Annotated in this window: 11 protein-coding genes; 2 read left to right on the top strand and 9 right to left on the bottom strand. The window is 71.5% G+C overall.

The features are described 5' to 3' along the window. From KBX71_RS22495 to tmk, 6 genes are all read right to left on the bottom strand, one after another. Nucleotides 1-836, bottom strand: an 836-nt coding sequence (locus KBX71_RS22495; protein ID WP_210819921.1) for a regulatory iron-sulfur-containing complex subunit RicT, incomplete at its 3' end; no start/stop codon positions are given. Between the two features lie 363 nt (nt 837-1,199). Next, nucleotides 1,200-1,880 (bottom strand): hypothetical protein, encoded by a 681-nt coding sequence (locus KBX71_RS22500; protein ID WP_210819922.1) that lies wholly within the window; start codon nt 1,878-1,880, stop codon nt 1,200-1,202. Next, the gene (locus KBX71_RS22505; protein WP_210819923.1) at nt 1,880-2,185 is read right to left on the bottom strand and encodes a hypothetical protein; all 306 of its coding nucleotides are present in this window, start codon (nt 2,183-2,185) and stop codon (nt 1,880-1,882) included. Before KBX71_RS22505 ends, KBX71_RS22500 begins: the two co-directional genes overlap by 1 nt. A gap of 1 nt (nt 2,186) precedes the next feature. After that, nucleotides 2,187-2,516 carry a YbaB/EbfC family nucleoid-associated protein gene (locus tag KBX71_RS22510; RefSeq protein ID WP_007454690.1) on the bottom strand — a complete coding sequence of 110 codons (330 nt, stop codon included), beginning with the start codon at nt 2,514-2,516 and terminating at the stop codon, nt 2,187-2,189. 122 nt (nt 2,517-2,638) lie between these two features. Beyond that, the gene (locus tag KBX71_RS22515) at nt 2,639-3,892 is read right to left on the bottom strand and encodes a DNA polymerase III subunit delta' (RefSeq protein WP_210819924.1); all 1,254 of its coding nucleotides are present in this window, start codon (nt 3,890-3,892) and stop codon (nt 2,639-2,641) included. Next, nucleotides 3,892-5,988, bottom strand: a complete 2,097-nt coding sequence (gene tmk, locus KBX71_RS22520) for a dTMP kinase (RefSeq protein ID WP_210819994.1) — start codon at nt 5,986-5,988, stop codon at nt 3,892-3,894. Before tmk ends, KBX71_RS22515 begins: the two co-directional genes overlap by 1 nt. 310 nt (nt 5,989-6,298) lie before the next feature. Between tmk and KBX71_RS22525 the strand changes: the two genes are divergently transcribed. Beyond that, a complete protein-coding gene (locus KBX71_RS22525; protein ID WP_210819925.1) occupies nt 6,299-7,504 on the top strand; it encodes an amino acid deaminase/aldolase in 1,206 nt (401 codons plus the stop codon). A 38-nt stretch (nt 7,505-7,542) separates the two neighbouring features. On the opposite strand, the gene KBX71_RS22530 is transcribed toward KBX71_RS22525, so the two are convergent. Further along, entirely contained in the window at nt 7,543-8,148 is a 606-nt protein-coding gene (locus tag KBX71_RS22530; RefSeq protein ID WP_124818825.1) for a TetR family transcriptional regulator, read from the bottom strand. Nucleotides 8,149-8,374: 226 nt separating this feature from the next. On the opposite strand from KBX71_RS22530, the gene KBX71_RS22535 reads away from it, so the two are divergent. Next, nucleotides 8,375-9,691 (top strand): D-arabinono-1,4-lactone oxidase, encoded by a 1,317-nt coding sequence (locus KBX71_RS22535; RefSeq protein ID WP_210819926.1) that lies wholly within the window; start codon nt 8,375-8,377, stop codon nt 9,689-9,691. A gap of 64 nt (nt 9,692-9,755) precedes the next feature. On the opposite strand, the gene KBX71_RS22540 is transcribed toward KBX71_RS22535, so the two are convergent. After that, nucleotides 9,756-10,721 (bottom strand): endonuclease domain-containing protein, encoded by a 966-nt coding sequence (locus tag KBX71_RS22540; RefSeq protein WP_210819927.1) that lies wholly within the window; start codon nt 10,719-10,721, stop codon nt 9,756-9,758. Nucleotides 10,722-10,840: 119 nt separating this feature from the next. Continuing rightward, a complete protein-coding gene (gene topA, locus KBX71_RS22545; protein WP_210819928.1) occupies nt 10,841-13,672 on the bottom strand; it encodes a type I DNA topoisomerase in 2,832 nt (943 codons plus the stop codon). Nucleotides 13,673-13,855 lie beyond the last annotated feature (183 nt).

Genomic DNA, 13,855 nt, shown 5'->3' on the forward strand with positions numbered 1-13,855 from the left:
GGGGTGTAGTGCTGGTCGTGGGCTTGACGGGGGGCGCAGACGGAGGCTCGGGAGCAGGAGCAGCGGGAGCCGTCCGCGTCCAGGCGTACCGTCACCGCGTCTCTCGGGACGCTGTGGCCGACGACCCGGCCGTCGCCCTCAGGGGTGGAGACCCGACTGCCGACTGCCGGGGCGGTCTCCTGAAAGCGCTGGTACAGCGGGTGCTCGTACTTGAGGCAGCACATCAGCCGGCCGCACGCGCCGGAGATGCGCAGCGGGTTGAGCGGCAGGTCCTGGTCCTTCGCCATCCGGATGGTCACCGGCTCGAAGTCGGTGAGGAACGTGGCGCAACACAGGTCGCGACCGCAGGAGCCGATGCCGCCCTGCACCCGCGCCGAGTCGCGTGCGGAGAGCTGGCGCAGCTCCACCCGACAGTGCAGGGTTGCGCCCAGGTCGCGGACCAGGGAACGGAAGTCCACCCGGTGCGGGGCGGTGAAGTACACGGTGCTGCGCTCACCGCCGCTCTCGGCGGAGCCGAGCACGTGGTCGACAGCCACCACCTTCATCGGCAGGCCGTGCGAGCGGATCAGCCGTTTCGCGGCGACCTTCGCCTCGGCCTTACGCCGACGCAACGCCTCGTCCCGGTGTAGGTCGTCGTCGCCGGCCAGCCCCACCAGTCGGGGGAAACCGTCGGTCTCCTCGGTCACCCACTGCGCGGCCCACACGCACTCCGCCACCTCGGGCCCATCATCGGTGGGCACCAGCACCCGGTCGCCCACCTGCGGACGCAGCTCACCCGGGTCGAGGTAGTAGAGCCGCCCGTACCGGTTGAAGCTGACCGCGCAGAGCATGCCCATCCCCCCACCCTACGACGGGTCGCCGCGCAGGGCGCATCGGCCGGCCACGCCTCGCCGCATTCATGACCGTCGACTCGACCTATTGCCGGGCGTCCCGTCGTGCCGTTACTCCTCGCCCGGACGGTTGAATCCGGGGCCGGGCAGGAGACAAGACGTGCCTCGGCGGCGTTGAGTGGAGGCAGACCTGCGGGGGGTGCAGGGGGAAGACCACGGCGTCGCCGTGGGCACCGGCTCAGGTCGGGCGCCCGCGAGCGACGCCGTGGCCTGCCCGGGGCAACGCCGTGGCCTGCCGGGGCAACGCGGCCACCGCCGGAAGAGCGAGGGTCCGAGCAACGCGGCCACGGCCGGAAGACCGAGGGACGGCTACCAGCCGACCCGGGTGGGCTGGTCGTAGCGGGGCCGCCCGTCCGTTGGCGGACGCCACGCGGTTTCGGCCAGGCTCGGCCCCCACTGTCGCAGCAGCGTCTCCGCGCCGTCGTACGCGACGCAGAGCACTGCCAGCACCCGTGCGGCGATCTCGGCCGCGTCGGCCACACCGGGCCCGATCGGTCCGGGGCGTGTCGACCCAGCGGTGGCGGTGGCGGCGACCACGGCGACCGCCTCGGCCGAGCGGAGCACGTCGGCCAACGTGCGGGCCAACGCCAGTCGGCTGCCCTCCACCCAGTCGGCGAGGGCGTCGGCGTAACCGGCGGTGGAGTCGAGTCGCCCGACCAGGCTGTCCGGCCCCTCGTCGAGATGGCGCAGCAGCGCGGCCCGCTGTTGCCCGTACGCCGTGGCGGCCGGGCCGGACCAGAGCACCGGGTCGGTGAGCGCGGCGGAGACCTCGTCGTACCCCCGGATGAGCCGGCGCACCGCGTGGCCGGCGCTGGCGAGGGGCACCGGGTGCAGGTCGAGGAAGCTGCGGACCGCGTCGCCCGGCAGCACCTGCATGCGGCGCAGCAGCGGCCAGACCCGGTGGCCCTCGGGGACGCCGGCCGCGATCAGCGTGTCCACCCGGCGGAGCAGGTCGAGGCCGGGCTCGGCGAGTCGGTCCAGCGCGTCCATCACGGTTCTCCGGTGAGCCGGCGGCGGGCGGCCCGGTCGACCTCGGCGTAGCGGTCGGCGGCCTCCCGCACCGCCGCCGCGGCTGCGGCCAGGCGACCGGCGGCGGCGCGGGCCTCCCGGGCCCGGTCGTCGGTGGCGGTGGTCCACTGCCGGTGCAGCGCCCGACCGATCTCACCGGGGCGGCCCGGCGCGTCGGCGCCGAACGCGGCCTGGGCCGGATCGCTGGCGGTGACGGTGTGCGAGATGAGGGTGAGCGTGGCGCTCGCCTCGTCCAGTCGGGCGGAGAGGGCGCGCAGTGTGTCCATCTCAGGCCCCCGCGAGCGGTCGGTAGGCGGCGAACGTCTCGTTGTGCAGCTTCTCCCGGGCCCACTCGGCGGCGTCGGCCGCAGCGGTGACCGCGGCCTGCACGGACCCGGCCACGTCGCGCGGGCTGCGGGTGTGCAGCGGCCCGAGGAACCGCACGTCGGTGATCCGTCCACCGGCGGTGACCACCACCTCGACCAGACCGTCCGGCGAGCGGACGGTCACCTCGACGGTCGACACCGCCTGGTCGAACTCGGCCTGGAGGGACTCGATCCGGCGGTAGCGTCGCACCGCCTCCTCGATCCAGGCTTCGTCGATCTCCCCCCGCGGCATCGGCCGACTCCTCCCGGGTGATCCATCACTCAGTGTGCTGCCACCGTCACCACGGCACACGGACGGTACCGCACCACAATCGGGCCTGTCGATGCCTGTGGACAACGCCGGGAAGCGCGGGATCAGCCCTTCCAGAGGGCGAGCATCATGGCCTCGACCGCGATCCGCGGCTTGACGTTCGCCTCGATCGCCGCGCGGCAGGCGAGCACGGCCTCCAACCGGCGCAGCGACCCCTCGGCGTCCCATTTCTGCGCGCCGGCGCCGGCCAGCGCGGCCGTGTCGGTGTGCACCGGGGCGACGGGTGCGCGCAGCGCCATGGTGAGCGCGTCCCGGTAGAAGCCCGCCAGGTCGACAAGCGCCCGGTCCAGTGCGTCCCGCTGGGCTCGGGTGGCCCGGGACTTCTGCCGCTTCTCCAACTCCTTGAGTTGCCCGGCGGCACCCCGCATGGCGCCGGCCGTCCCCCGGCCGGTGCCGCCCGCGCCGAGCGCGGTCTCCAGTGCCGCCCGCTCGGTCGTGTCGGATTCGGTGACCGACGCCTCGGCCTCCGCCTCGGCCGCCTCGATCAGCGCGGACGCCGCGTCGAACGCCGCGCCGACACCTGTCAACCGGCGTGGCACCGCGAGCACCGCCTCGCGCCGTTTGCGGGCCTCCGGGTCGCGGGCCAGCCGGCGGGCCCGACCCACGTGACCCTGCGCGGCGGCCGCCGCCCACTGGGCCACGTCGGGCGCGATGCCGTCACGACGAACCAGCACCTCGGCCACCGCGATGGCCGGCGGCTGTCGCAGGGGTACGACCCGACAGCGCGACCGGATGGTCACCGAGATGTCGTCCGGGTGGGTGGACGGCGCGCAGAGCAGGAAGACCGTCCGCGGCGGGGGCTCCTCGATAGCCTTGAGCAGCGCATTGCCGGCCGCCTCGGTGAGCCGGTCGGCGTCCTCGATGATCACCACCTGCCAACGCCCGCCGGATGGGGTGCTGGCCGCGCGGAGCACCAGTGCGCGCATCTCGCCGACGCCGATGGAGAGCCCTTCCGGCACCACCATCCGCACGTCGGCGTGGGTGCCGCCCATCGTGGTGTGGCAGCCGGGGCACTCACCGCAGCCGGTGCCGTGCACGCACTGGAGTGCGGCGGCGAATGCCCGTGCGGCGACCGAGCGGCCGGACCCGGGCGGCCCGGTGAAGATCCACGCGTGTGTCATCCCGGTGGACGGGTCGACCCCGCCGGGCGTGCTCGCGGGCTCGTCACCGCTGACCGGGCCGGCGGCGACCAACGCGGCCGCGCCAGCACGCAGCACGGCGGCCGCTGCGGCGGCGGCGCGACGCAGCTCGACCACCGCCTCGTCCTGACCGACCAGGTCGGCGAAGACGTCCGACATTAGGTCTTGTGCTCCATCGTCACCAGCTCCGCATCGGATAACTCAGGTTGCACCGAGGTGTCCGGGCCCTGCGCCGGCCGCGGGTGCACGATGCCGCCAGGCTTGCCGAGCATCTCCTCGACCCGCCGGACCACCCGCGCGGTGATCTCCTCGGTCGACCGGGACGCGTCGAGCACCAGGTAGCGCTTCGGGTCGGCGGCGGCGAGGTCGAGGAACGCGTACCGGACGCGCTCGTGGAAGGCGATCGACTCGGCCTCCAGCCGGTCGGTGCCGGTGTTGCGCGAGGCCACCCGGGACAGACCGGTGCGCGGCTCGACGTCCAGCAGCACCACCAGGTCGGGCTTGAGCCCACCGGTGGCCCAGGAGGAGAGCCAGGAGACCTCGTCGACGGGCAGTGTCCGGCCGGCGCCCTGGTACGCCAGGGACGAGTCGACGTACCGGTCACTGATCACCACGCCACCCCGGACCAGCGCGGGCCGGACGACGGTGGCCACGTGGTGCGCCCGGTCGGCGGCGTAGAGCAGCGCCTCGGCCCGGGGGGAGGGCGCGTCGTCGCCGGAGGTGTCCAGCACCAGCGACCGGATTCGCCGGCCGACGCCGGTGGCCCCCGGCTCGCGGGTGACCACCACCTCTCGACCGTGGCCGCGCAGCCGCTCGGAGAGCGCGGTGAGCTGGGTGGACTTCCCCGCGCCCTCGCCGCCCTCGAAGACCACGAAGAGCCCGGCGGAGACGAACGGCTCGGCGGGCATCAGCGGACGACCCCGGATGGAGCCCCACAGGTCGGCGAGGACCGGGACGCCCTTCTTGTCATCCATCTGGCCGAACGCGCTGATCCCGGCGAAGATGCCGGCGGCACCGGCGGCGAGCAGCAGCAGTCGGGTGGAGGAGACGGAGATGCCGAGGTCGGCGATCGTCAGTTTGCGGGAGCCGCCGACGCCGACCAGCACGCTGCTCAGCCCGATGGCCAGGATCAGCACCAGCCGGGTGCCGATCTGCACCACAGCGAAGACCCGGCCGCGCACCTCGTCGGCCACCTCGCCGCCCAGCAGCGTGGTGCCGGCCAGGAAGGCCATGCCGGCACCGGCGCCGACAAGCACCGCGCCGACGATCGCCATGGACAGGTGGATGGCGAAGGCGAGGGTCATCACGGCGGCGCTGGCCAGCACGATGCTCATGCCGAACCAGCGGCGCCGGGACATCTCCTTCACGATCATCGGGCCGAGCCCGAGACCGAGGGCCAGACCGATGAAGATGGCACCGAAGAGCAGGTAGAAGGCGGCGTCACCAGCGCCGAGCGAGGCGGCGAAGAACTTCGCCGTGCCGATGACGATGCCACCGCCAGCGAAGGCGCCGAAGATGCCAAGCACCAGGCCACGGACGAGCGGCGTCTGGCCGATGTACTTCCAGCCCTCGGCGAACTGGCGCCGCATGCTCTGATCGGTGCGCTCCCGCTCGCCGGTCTGCGCCTGGCTGATCTCCTTGATCCCGAATGCCACCACGAGGGCGGTGGCCAGCCGGGAGAAGGAGTTGACCCAGAGGGCGAGTTGGGCGGGCTCCGCCCAACCGAGGTCGCCGCCGGCGACGGCCCGGACACTGCGATCGAGCACCGCTGCGACGACCGCCGCGAGGATCGGGGTGAGGCCGTACGTGGTGATCAACGTGAGCTGGTTGGCCGCCTCCAGCCGGGCGCGCGGGATCAGGTTGGGGACCGCGGCCTCCTTGGCCGGGATCCAGATCAGCGTGACCGACTCGATCAGGAAGGTGGCGACGGTCGCCCAGAGGACCACCATTCCACCGCTGGCGCCGGCGAGCGCCACCATCGGGATCGAGGCGAAGAGCACGAACCGGAGCAGGTCGCAGATGACCATCGTCCAACGTCTGTCGAACCGGTCGGCGAGCACGCCGGCGATCGGCCCGAGCACCAGGGCGGGCAACAGCCGGATGGCGATGACGCCACCGAAGGCCGCACCCTTCGCGGTGCTGCCCTGAACCTGGGAGGCGGCGAAGACCGAGGTGGCCAGCAGGCCGAACCAGTCGCCGAAGGAGGCCGCGCCGAGCACGATCCAGAGCCGCCGGAACGGCCGGATGCGCAGCACGGACCGGATCGCGGCATAACCGGACGGATCAACCTGACCGCCGTTGGGCTGCTTGGCGGCGTTGTCCGACTGGTCGCCCGAGCGCGACACGCCGGGCGACTCGCCGCTGTTCTGGCTTTCGATGGCCGTACCTCCACGTGCCGGCCCATCGCTGGGCACCTCCGGTGCAACACTCTAGACCCGGTGGGGGGTCACCCCCCCCGGGCGACATTCTCCTGCTCGCTGAGCCTAGGCCGCCGGAGGTACCGACCGCAGCCCGGACGTACGCGAGGGTATTTCGCATTCTCCGTCAGACAGTTAGCGTGCACACGTGGCCATCGAAAGCGACAAACTTCGCGAGCGCCTGGATCGGGCGACTGCCCACCTCGACCCCCCGTACGCGGTGGTCGACCTCACGGCCTTCGACGCCAACTCGGTCGCCCTGGCCGACCGCGCCGCCGGAAAGCCGGTCCGCCTCGCCAGCAAGTCGGTCCGCAGCCGTGAGTTGATCAGCCGAGCTCTGGCCCGGCCCGGCTGGCAGGGCGTGATGGCGTTCACTGTGCCCGAGGCGATCTGGCTGGTCCGCGCCGGCGTCAGCGACGACGTGCTGGTCGCGTACCCGAGCGCGGACCGGGCCGCCCTCGCCGAGCTGGGCGCCGACCCGACGCTCGCCGCCGCGATCACCCTGATGATCGACGGCACCGGCCAACTCGACCTCATCGACGCCGTCACGGCCCCGGGGCAGCGCGCCGAGCTACGGCTCTGCCTGGATCTGGACGCCTCCTGGCGACCACTGCGCGGGGTGCACGTCGGCGTCCGCCGCTCGCCGGTGCACAGCGCGCGGGCGGCCGGCACGCTCGCCGCCGCCGTCGCCGGTCGGCCCGGCTTCCGGTTGGTCGGGCTCATGGCGTACGAGGCGCAGATCGCCGGCCTGGGCGACGCGCCACCGGGCAAGACGCTGCTGGCCGGTGCGATCAGGCTGGCCCAGCGCCTGTCGTACCGCGAGTTGCTGGCCCGCCGTGGTGCGGCGGTCGTCGCGGTACGCGAACACGCCGACCTGGAGTTCGTCAACGGCGGCGGCACCGGCAGCGTGGCCGCGACCAGCGCCGATCCCGCGGTCACCGAGGTCACCGCGGGATCGGGCCTGTACGGGCCGACGCTGTTCGACGCGTACCGCGCCTGGCGGCCCACCCCGGCGGCGTTCTTCGCCTGCTCGGTGGTCCGCCGACCGACACCGGAGCTGGCGACGGTGCTCGGCGGCGGCTGGATCGCCTCCGGCCCGGCCGCCGACAGTCGACTGCCCCGGCCGTGGCTACCGGCGGGGCTGAAGCTGGTCGGCACCGAGGGCGCCGGCGAGGTGCAGACTCCGCTGTCCGGAGCGGCGGCCGCCGAGCTGCGCGTCGGCGACCGGGTGTGGTTCCGGCATGCCAAGGCAGGCGAGCTGTGTGAACGGGTCAACGAGCTGCACCTGGTCGAGGGGGCCGCGGTGGTGGCGACCGTCCCCACCTACCGGGGTGAGGGGCGGGCCTTCCTCTGAGGCCCGGCCTCCGGCCGAGGCCCGCGCCCCGCGCCGACTCAGACGGGCTGGGCCGCCTCGGCCTGCTTGCCGACTGTGGACCGGCCGTTGTCCGGGCCGTCGACCTGCCGGTGCAGGTACTCCCGGATCAGCGCCTTCGCCTCCAGCAGCACCCGCTCGTCGCCGTCGGACTTCCGGCGGAACGCGAGCTTGATCAGCGCATCCGCCGCCTCGACCGCGATCTCCAGCACGAAGCGCAGCTTGGGCACGTCGGTGAGCCCGAAACGCTCGGTGAGCACCCGGGCCAACTGGTCGGCGATCACGCCGTTGTTGTCCCGCTGCTCGTCGAGCAGGTGCAGGTCGACCACGTCGCCGAAGTGCAGGGTACGGAAGCCGGGGACGGTGCGGTGCATCGTGATGTACTCGTCGATGCCCGCGTCGACGCCGTCCCACCAGTGGGTCATCTCGTCCGAGGCGAACCGCTCGTCGAGGCGCTGGAGGTAGGACTCCATGGTCCGCAGGGTCAACGCCTGCACGATCGCCCGCTTGTCCGGAAAGAACTGGTAGACCGACCCGATCGCCACCTCGGCCCGCTCGGCGAGCAGGGTGGTGGTCAATCCCTCGTACCCCACCTCGTCGACGAGTTCGGCGCAGGCATCCAACATGCGCTGTACCCGCGCGACACTTCGACCTTGCACCGGTACGCGGCGCAGCGGCCCGGTCGTGGCGGCTGGTGTGGACACTCTGCGCCACCCCCCTTCGACGGATGAACATATCTCCACGTCACGAGTCCGTGACTACCGGTACAACGAGCGGATCGCAATTGCGGTATTTACCAGCTAGAACGTTCCTGATATGAAGTCAGTTCATATTCATGAATGAGGAGTGCGCATGGTTCGCACCGCACCGCTCGGGGCTGGCTGGTCCAACTGGGCCGGGAACCAGCGTGGCAGCGCCAGCGCGATCCTGCGCCCCGGCTCGCCGACCGACGTCGTAGAAGCCGTCCGATCTGCCGCCGCCGACGGCGGTCGGATCCGGGTAACAGGAAGCGGCCACTCGTTCACCGCCGTCGCGCTCGCCGACGACCGTCGGATGGACCTGTCCGATCTGGACACCACAGTCAGTGTGGACGTCGCACAACGACTGGTCACCGTACCGGCGGGAATGACCCTGCACGCTCTCAACGGCCTGCTCGCCCGGCACGGCCTCGCGCTGCCCAACCTCGGCGACATCGACGAGCAGACCGTCGCCGGGGCGATCTCCACAGGCACCCACGGCACCGGCGCCGGCTACGGGTGCCTCTCCACCTTCGTCGAGGCGATCACACTGGTCACCGGCACCGGCGAGGTGCTGCGCTGCTCCGCCGACGACCATCCCGACATCCTCGCCGCCGCCCGGGTTTCGCTCGGCGCGCTCGGCGTCCTGGTCGAGGTGACCCTGCGCTGCGTGGACGCCTTCGTCCTGCGCGCCCACGAACGCCCGGCCGAACTGGCCGACGTGCTCGCCGAGCTGCCCGCGCTGATCGGCCGGCACGACCACGTCGAGTTCTACTGGTTCCCGTACACGTCCCGGGTGCAGGTCAAGGCCAACGACCGGGTACCCGCCAACGACCGGCCACTGTCCCGCTGGCGCGGCTGGGTGGACGACGACTTCCTGTCCAACAGGGTCTTCGCCGGGGCCTGCCGACTCGGCCGGGCCGTACCCGCGCTGGCCCCCCAGATCAGCGCGGTCTCCGCCCGCGCCCTCACCGAACGCCAGTACACCGGCCGCTCCGACCGGGTCTTCTGCACCCCGCGCCGGGTCCGCTTCGTGGAGATGGAGTACGGCCTGCCCCGCGAGGCGTTGCCGGAGGCGCTCGCCGCGCTCCAGCGCATCGTGGACGGCCTGCCGTTCAAGGTGCTCTTCCCGGTGGAGGTGCGATTCACCGCCCCCGACGACATCTGGCTGTCGCACGGCTACGGCCGGGACAACGCGTACATCGCCGTGCACCAGTACGTCGGCATGCCCTACGAGCCGTACTTCCGGGCCTTCGAGCAGGTGGCCGCCGGGCTGGGCGGTCGCCCACACTGGGGCAAGCTGCACTACCGCGACGCCGCCTCGCTGGCCACGGCGTACCCCCGCTTTTCGGACTTCCAAAAGGTCCGCGAAAGCCTGGACCCGAACCGGGTCTTCACCAACCCCCACCTGAACCACGTCCTCGGGACCTGACGGACGTGACCTAGGGATCTTGGAAGGAAACTGCCCTTCCAGGGGCACATTCCTTCCAAGATCTTCACCCCTGCCAACCGGCGGCGCCGAGGGCAGCGCGGAGTTGGGTAAGGACCTCGTCCGGGTGAGTACGGATTGCCCAGGCGGGAAACCGGAGTACGCGGTCGCCTTCGATCCACAGATCGTTCTGGCGTCGCATGTCCGCCCACCAGGCCCGGGGATCGACGTGTTGACCGCCATCGATCTCGACATGCACCCTCCACTGCTCGAAGTAGGCGTCGAGGTAGCGACGTCGCCCGATCGAGTCATAGCGGATCTTCTGCCGTGCCGGCTCGGGTAGACCCGCGCGACGGATCAGCCCCAGGAAGTCCAGTTCCGCCACCGAGTGGGCACCGCCTGCGGCGTCCGCAGCCGCCGCCAGAACCAGCTGGCGACGGCGGACCCGGGGCAGCCGCTCGACGACCCGGTTCAGGTCGTCGCCGGCCACGATCCGTTGTTGGAATGCGGCGGCGACGATCGACCGCGCCTGCTGGTCATCGCCTGACCACTGCGCGGCGTCCACGATTGAACGAGCCGCCTTGGTCCGCCTGGGTTGCCCTACTGCCAGCACGTCCTGGTCCCGCAGTGTCACGGTCCGATGCGCCAGCACACCGGCTGGCAGTGAGCCGCGCCGGCAGGAGGCAGGGAGCAAGATGTGGATCGGGCGACCAGGGAACCCCCGTAGTCCTCCGGCCTGCGCTGCGGTCAGGCCACCGAGGATTGCCTCCGGCCCCGCGGCGAGGACGGCTGCCCACCGGAGCTGGCCTGCGCTGACCGGGCCGTTGTGCGCGACGAACACGGCTCGATGAATCTGCCGCCACGTCCCGGTCGCCACCCGATGCCGGATGGCCTTGGTCGACAGATGATGTCGCGCCTGGTCAAGGCTCACCACATCTTCCTGATGGAAGAGCAGCCACGTCAGCTCGTCCGCGTCATCGCTCGGCAGCCGGCGACCCCACTCAGCCGCAGACGACGCATTATGGAGACCCATGACCATCAAGTCTCCCGATCGCCGGCCCCGACCGGCAGTCCCTGTGGACAACGACGAGATCTTGGAAGGAAACTGCCCTTCCAGGGGCACATTCCTTCCAAGATCTCGCAGATCCAGGGCTACTCCGTGCTGGTGGCGGCCTTGCGCGGGGCGGCCTTCTTCGCCGGAGCCTTCTTCGCCGCCGTCGCCTTGGCCGTGGTGGTCTTCTTCGCGGCAGTGGACTTGCTGGCAGCGGCCGTCTTCTTGGTGGCCGTGGCCTTCTTGGCAGGGGCCTTCTTCGCCGCCGCCTTCTTGCGCGGCGCCGGACCCTTCGCCCGCTTCTCGGCCAGCATCTCGGATGCTTCCTCGATGGTCAGCGCCTCGGGGGTCTGCCCGCGCCGCAGCGACGCGTTGAACTCCCCGTCGGTGACGTACGGGCCGAACCGGCCGTCCTTGATCACCATCGGCTTCTCGGTCGCCGGGTCGACGCCCATCTCGCGCAGTGGCGGTGCCGCCGCCCGCCGTCCACGCGCCTTCGGGGCGGCCAGCAGAGCCAGCGCCTCGTCCAGCGTGACTGTGAACATCTTGTCCTCGGAGTCCAGCGAACGGAACTCCTCACCCTGCTTGACGTACGGGCCGTAGCGGCCGTTGTTCGCGAAGACCTCGACGCCGTCCGGCGCGACACCGATCAGCCGGGGAAGGCTGAGCAGCTTGAGCGCCTCCTCCAGGGTCAGCGAGTCCGGGGTCTGCGTCCGCAGCAGCGACGACTTGCGCTCACCACTGGACACGTACGGGCCGAACCGGCCGGACTTGAGCACGATCGGCTCGCCGGTGGCGGGGTCGTCGCCGAGCTTGCGTTCGCCGCTGCCGCCGAGGAACAGCTCGTGCACCTTCTCCGGGGTCAGCTCGTCCGGGGCCAGGCCCTCGGGGATCGGCGCCCGGTCACCCTGGGTGCCGCCCTCCTCGCCCTCGGCAGCCGGTGCCGGCTGCTCGCCGCCGGGCAGCTCCCGTTGCAGGTACGGCCCGTACCGGCCGACCCGCACGACGACCTCGCGGCCGTCGTCGTCGGTGAAGAGCGGGATCGAGTTGACGCTGCGGGCGTCGATGTCGCTGAGGTTCTCGGTGACCAGCTTCTTGAGCCCACCGGAACGGGCGATGTCCTGGTCACCGGCACCGTTGGAGCTGCCGAAGTAGAACGCCGTGAGGAAGTCGACAGCGGCGTGGTCGCCGCCGGCGATCTCGTCCAGCTCGTTCTCCATGGTGGCGGTGAAGTCGTAGTCGATGAGGCGGGGGTAGTGCTGCTCCATCAGCCCGATCACCGCGAAGGCCAGGAAGGTCGGGATCATCGCCTGGCCGCGCTTGGTGACGTACCCCCGGTCCTGGATCGTCTGCATGATCGACGCGTAGGTGGACGGGCGGCCGATGCCCAGCTCTTCCAGGGCCTTGACCAGCGACGCTTCGGTGTAGCGCGACGGCGGCTGGGTGTGGTGGCCCTGCGCGGCCAGCTCGTCGGCGGTCAACGGCTGGTCCTTGACCAGGGTGGGCAGCCGGCGCTCGGCGTCCTCGGCCTCGGCGTTCTCGTCGTCGCTGGACTCGACGTACGCACGCAGGAAGCCCGGGTCGGTGATGGTCTTGCCGGTCGCGCCGAAGTCGGCCTCCTCCTGCGAGGTGGAGACCGCCCGGATACGCACCGAAACGCTGGAGCCGACCGCGTCGGTCATCTGCGAGGCGATGGTGCGCCGCCAGATCAGCTCGTAGAGCTTGAACTCCTCGGCGGACAGCTCCTTGGCCACCTCGCCCGGGGTACGGAAGTTGTCCCCCGCCGGGCGGATCGCCTCGTGCGCCTCCTGCGCGTTCTTCACCTTGCCGGTGTAGCGGCGCGGCTCCGGCGGAACGCTGCGCTCGCCGTACAGCTCGACGATCTGACGGCGGGCCGCCGAGATGGCGGTCTCCGACAGGTTGACCGAGTCGGTACGCATATAAGTGATGTAGCCGTTCTCGTAGAGCCGCTGCGCGGTGCGCATCGTCTGCTGCGAGGACAGGCGCAGCTTGCGGGCCGCCTCCTGCTGGAGCGTCGAGGTGATGAACGGCGCGTACGGGCGACGGCGGTAGGGCTTCTCCTCGACCCGGGTGACGGTGAACGGCCGCCCCTCCAGCCGGGCCGCGAGACCCCGGGCACCGCTCTCGTCGAGGTGCACGACGCCGGCGCCGGCCCGGACGCGACCGGTGGTCGGCTCGAAGTCCTTACCGGTGGCGATCCGGTCGCCGTTCAGGGCGATCAGGGTGGCGTTGAACGCACGCGGACCCTCGCCGGCGTTCGCCACGGCGAGGGTGGCCAGGATGTCCCAGTATTCGGCGGTGCGGAAGGCCATCCGCTGCCGCTCCCGCTCGACCACGATGCGGGTCGCCACGGACTGCACCCGGCCTGCCGAGAGCCGCGGCATGACCTTCTTCCACAGCACCGGGGAGACCTCGTAGCCGTAGAGACGGTCGAGGATCCGGCGAGCCTCCTGGGCGTCGACCAGGTCGCGGTCGATCTCCCGGGGGTTGGCCACCGCCGCCTGGATCGCCGGCTTGGTGATCTCGTGGAAGACCATCCGCTTGACCGGCACCTTGGGCTTGAGCGTCTCGACCAGGTGCCAGGCGATCGCCTCGCCCTCGCGGTCCTCATCCGTCGCCAGGAAGATCTCGTCGACTTCCTTGGCCAGCTTCACCAGCTTGCTGATCTGCTGCCTACGGTCGGCGGAGACGACGTAGAGCGCCTGGAAGCCGTTGTCGACGTCCACCCCGAGGCGAGCCCAGGGCTCCTTCTTGTATTTGGCTGGCACGTCGGCGGCGTTGCGCGGCAGGTCGCGGACGTGACCGAAGCTGGCCTCCACGACGTACCCCGGGCCAAGGTAGCCCGAGATCGTCTTGGCCTTCGCCGGTGACTCGACGATGACCAGACGGGTGGTTCCAGCGTTGCTCGGCACGTCTCTCCCCGACCTCATTCCTGCTCGTGGCCTGCCGGCGCCCGGACAGCGACCGCTTTCGACCCCGCCGTCGCACCGGCGGTCCGGATGTCCAACGTAACGCGCCGCCCGCGTTTCGGGTTTCGCGGGCCGCAAACCGCCTCGACACGGCGGTCGACGCCGCCCCGCCACGCTCGGCACTGC

It is taken from the genome of Micromonospora sp. D93, assembly GCF_018070365.1.
Classification (GTDB): Bacteria; Actinomycetota; Actinomycetes; order Mycobacteriales; family Micromonosporaceae; genus Micromonospora; species Micromonospora ureilytica.

Excerpts from the sequence above, each read along its gene's own strand:
- KBX71_RS22500 (WP_210819922.1), bottom strand. The coding sequence starts at position 1,880 with ATGGACGCGCTGGACCGACTCGCCGAGCCCGGCCTCGACCTGCTCCGC.
- KBX71_RS22505 (WP_210819923.1), bottom strand. The coding sequence starts at position 2,185 with ATGGACACACTGCGCGCCCTCTCCGCCCGACTGGACGAGGCGAGCGCC.
- KBX71_RS22510 (WP_007454690.1), bottom strand. The coding sequence starts at position 2,516 with ATGCCGCGGGGGGAGATCGACGAAGCCTGGATCGAGGAGGCGGTGCGA.
- KBX71_RS22515 (WP_210819924.1), bottom strand. The coding sequence starts at position 3,892 with ATGTCGGACGTCTTCGCCGACCTGGTCGGTCAGGACGAGGCGGTGGTC.
- KBX71_RS22530 (WP_124818825.1), bottom strand. The coding sequence starts at position 8,148 with ATGTTGGATGCCTGCGCCGAACTCGTCGACGAGGTGGGGTACGAGGGA.
- KBX71_RS22535 (WP_210819926.1), top strand. The coding sequence starts at position 8,375 with ATGGTTCGCACCGCACCGCTCGGGGCTGGCTGGTCCAACTGGGCCGGG.
- KBX71_RS22540 (WP_210819927.1), bottom strand. The coding sequence starts at position 10,721 with ATGGGTCTCCATAATGCGTCGTCTGCGGCTGAGTGGGGTCGCCGGCTG.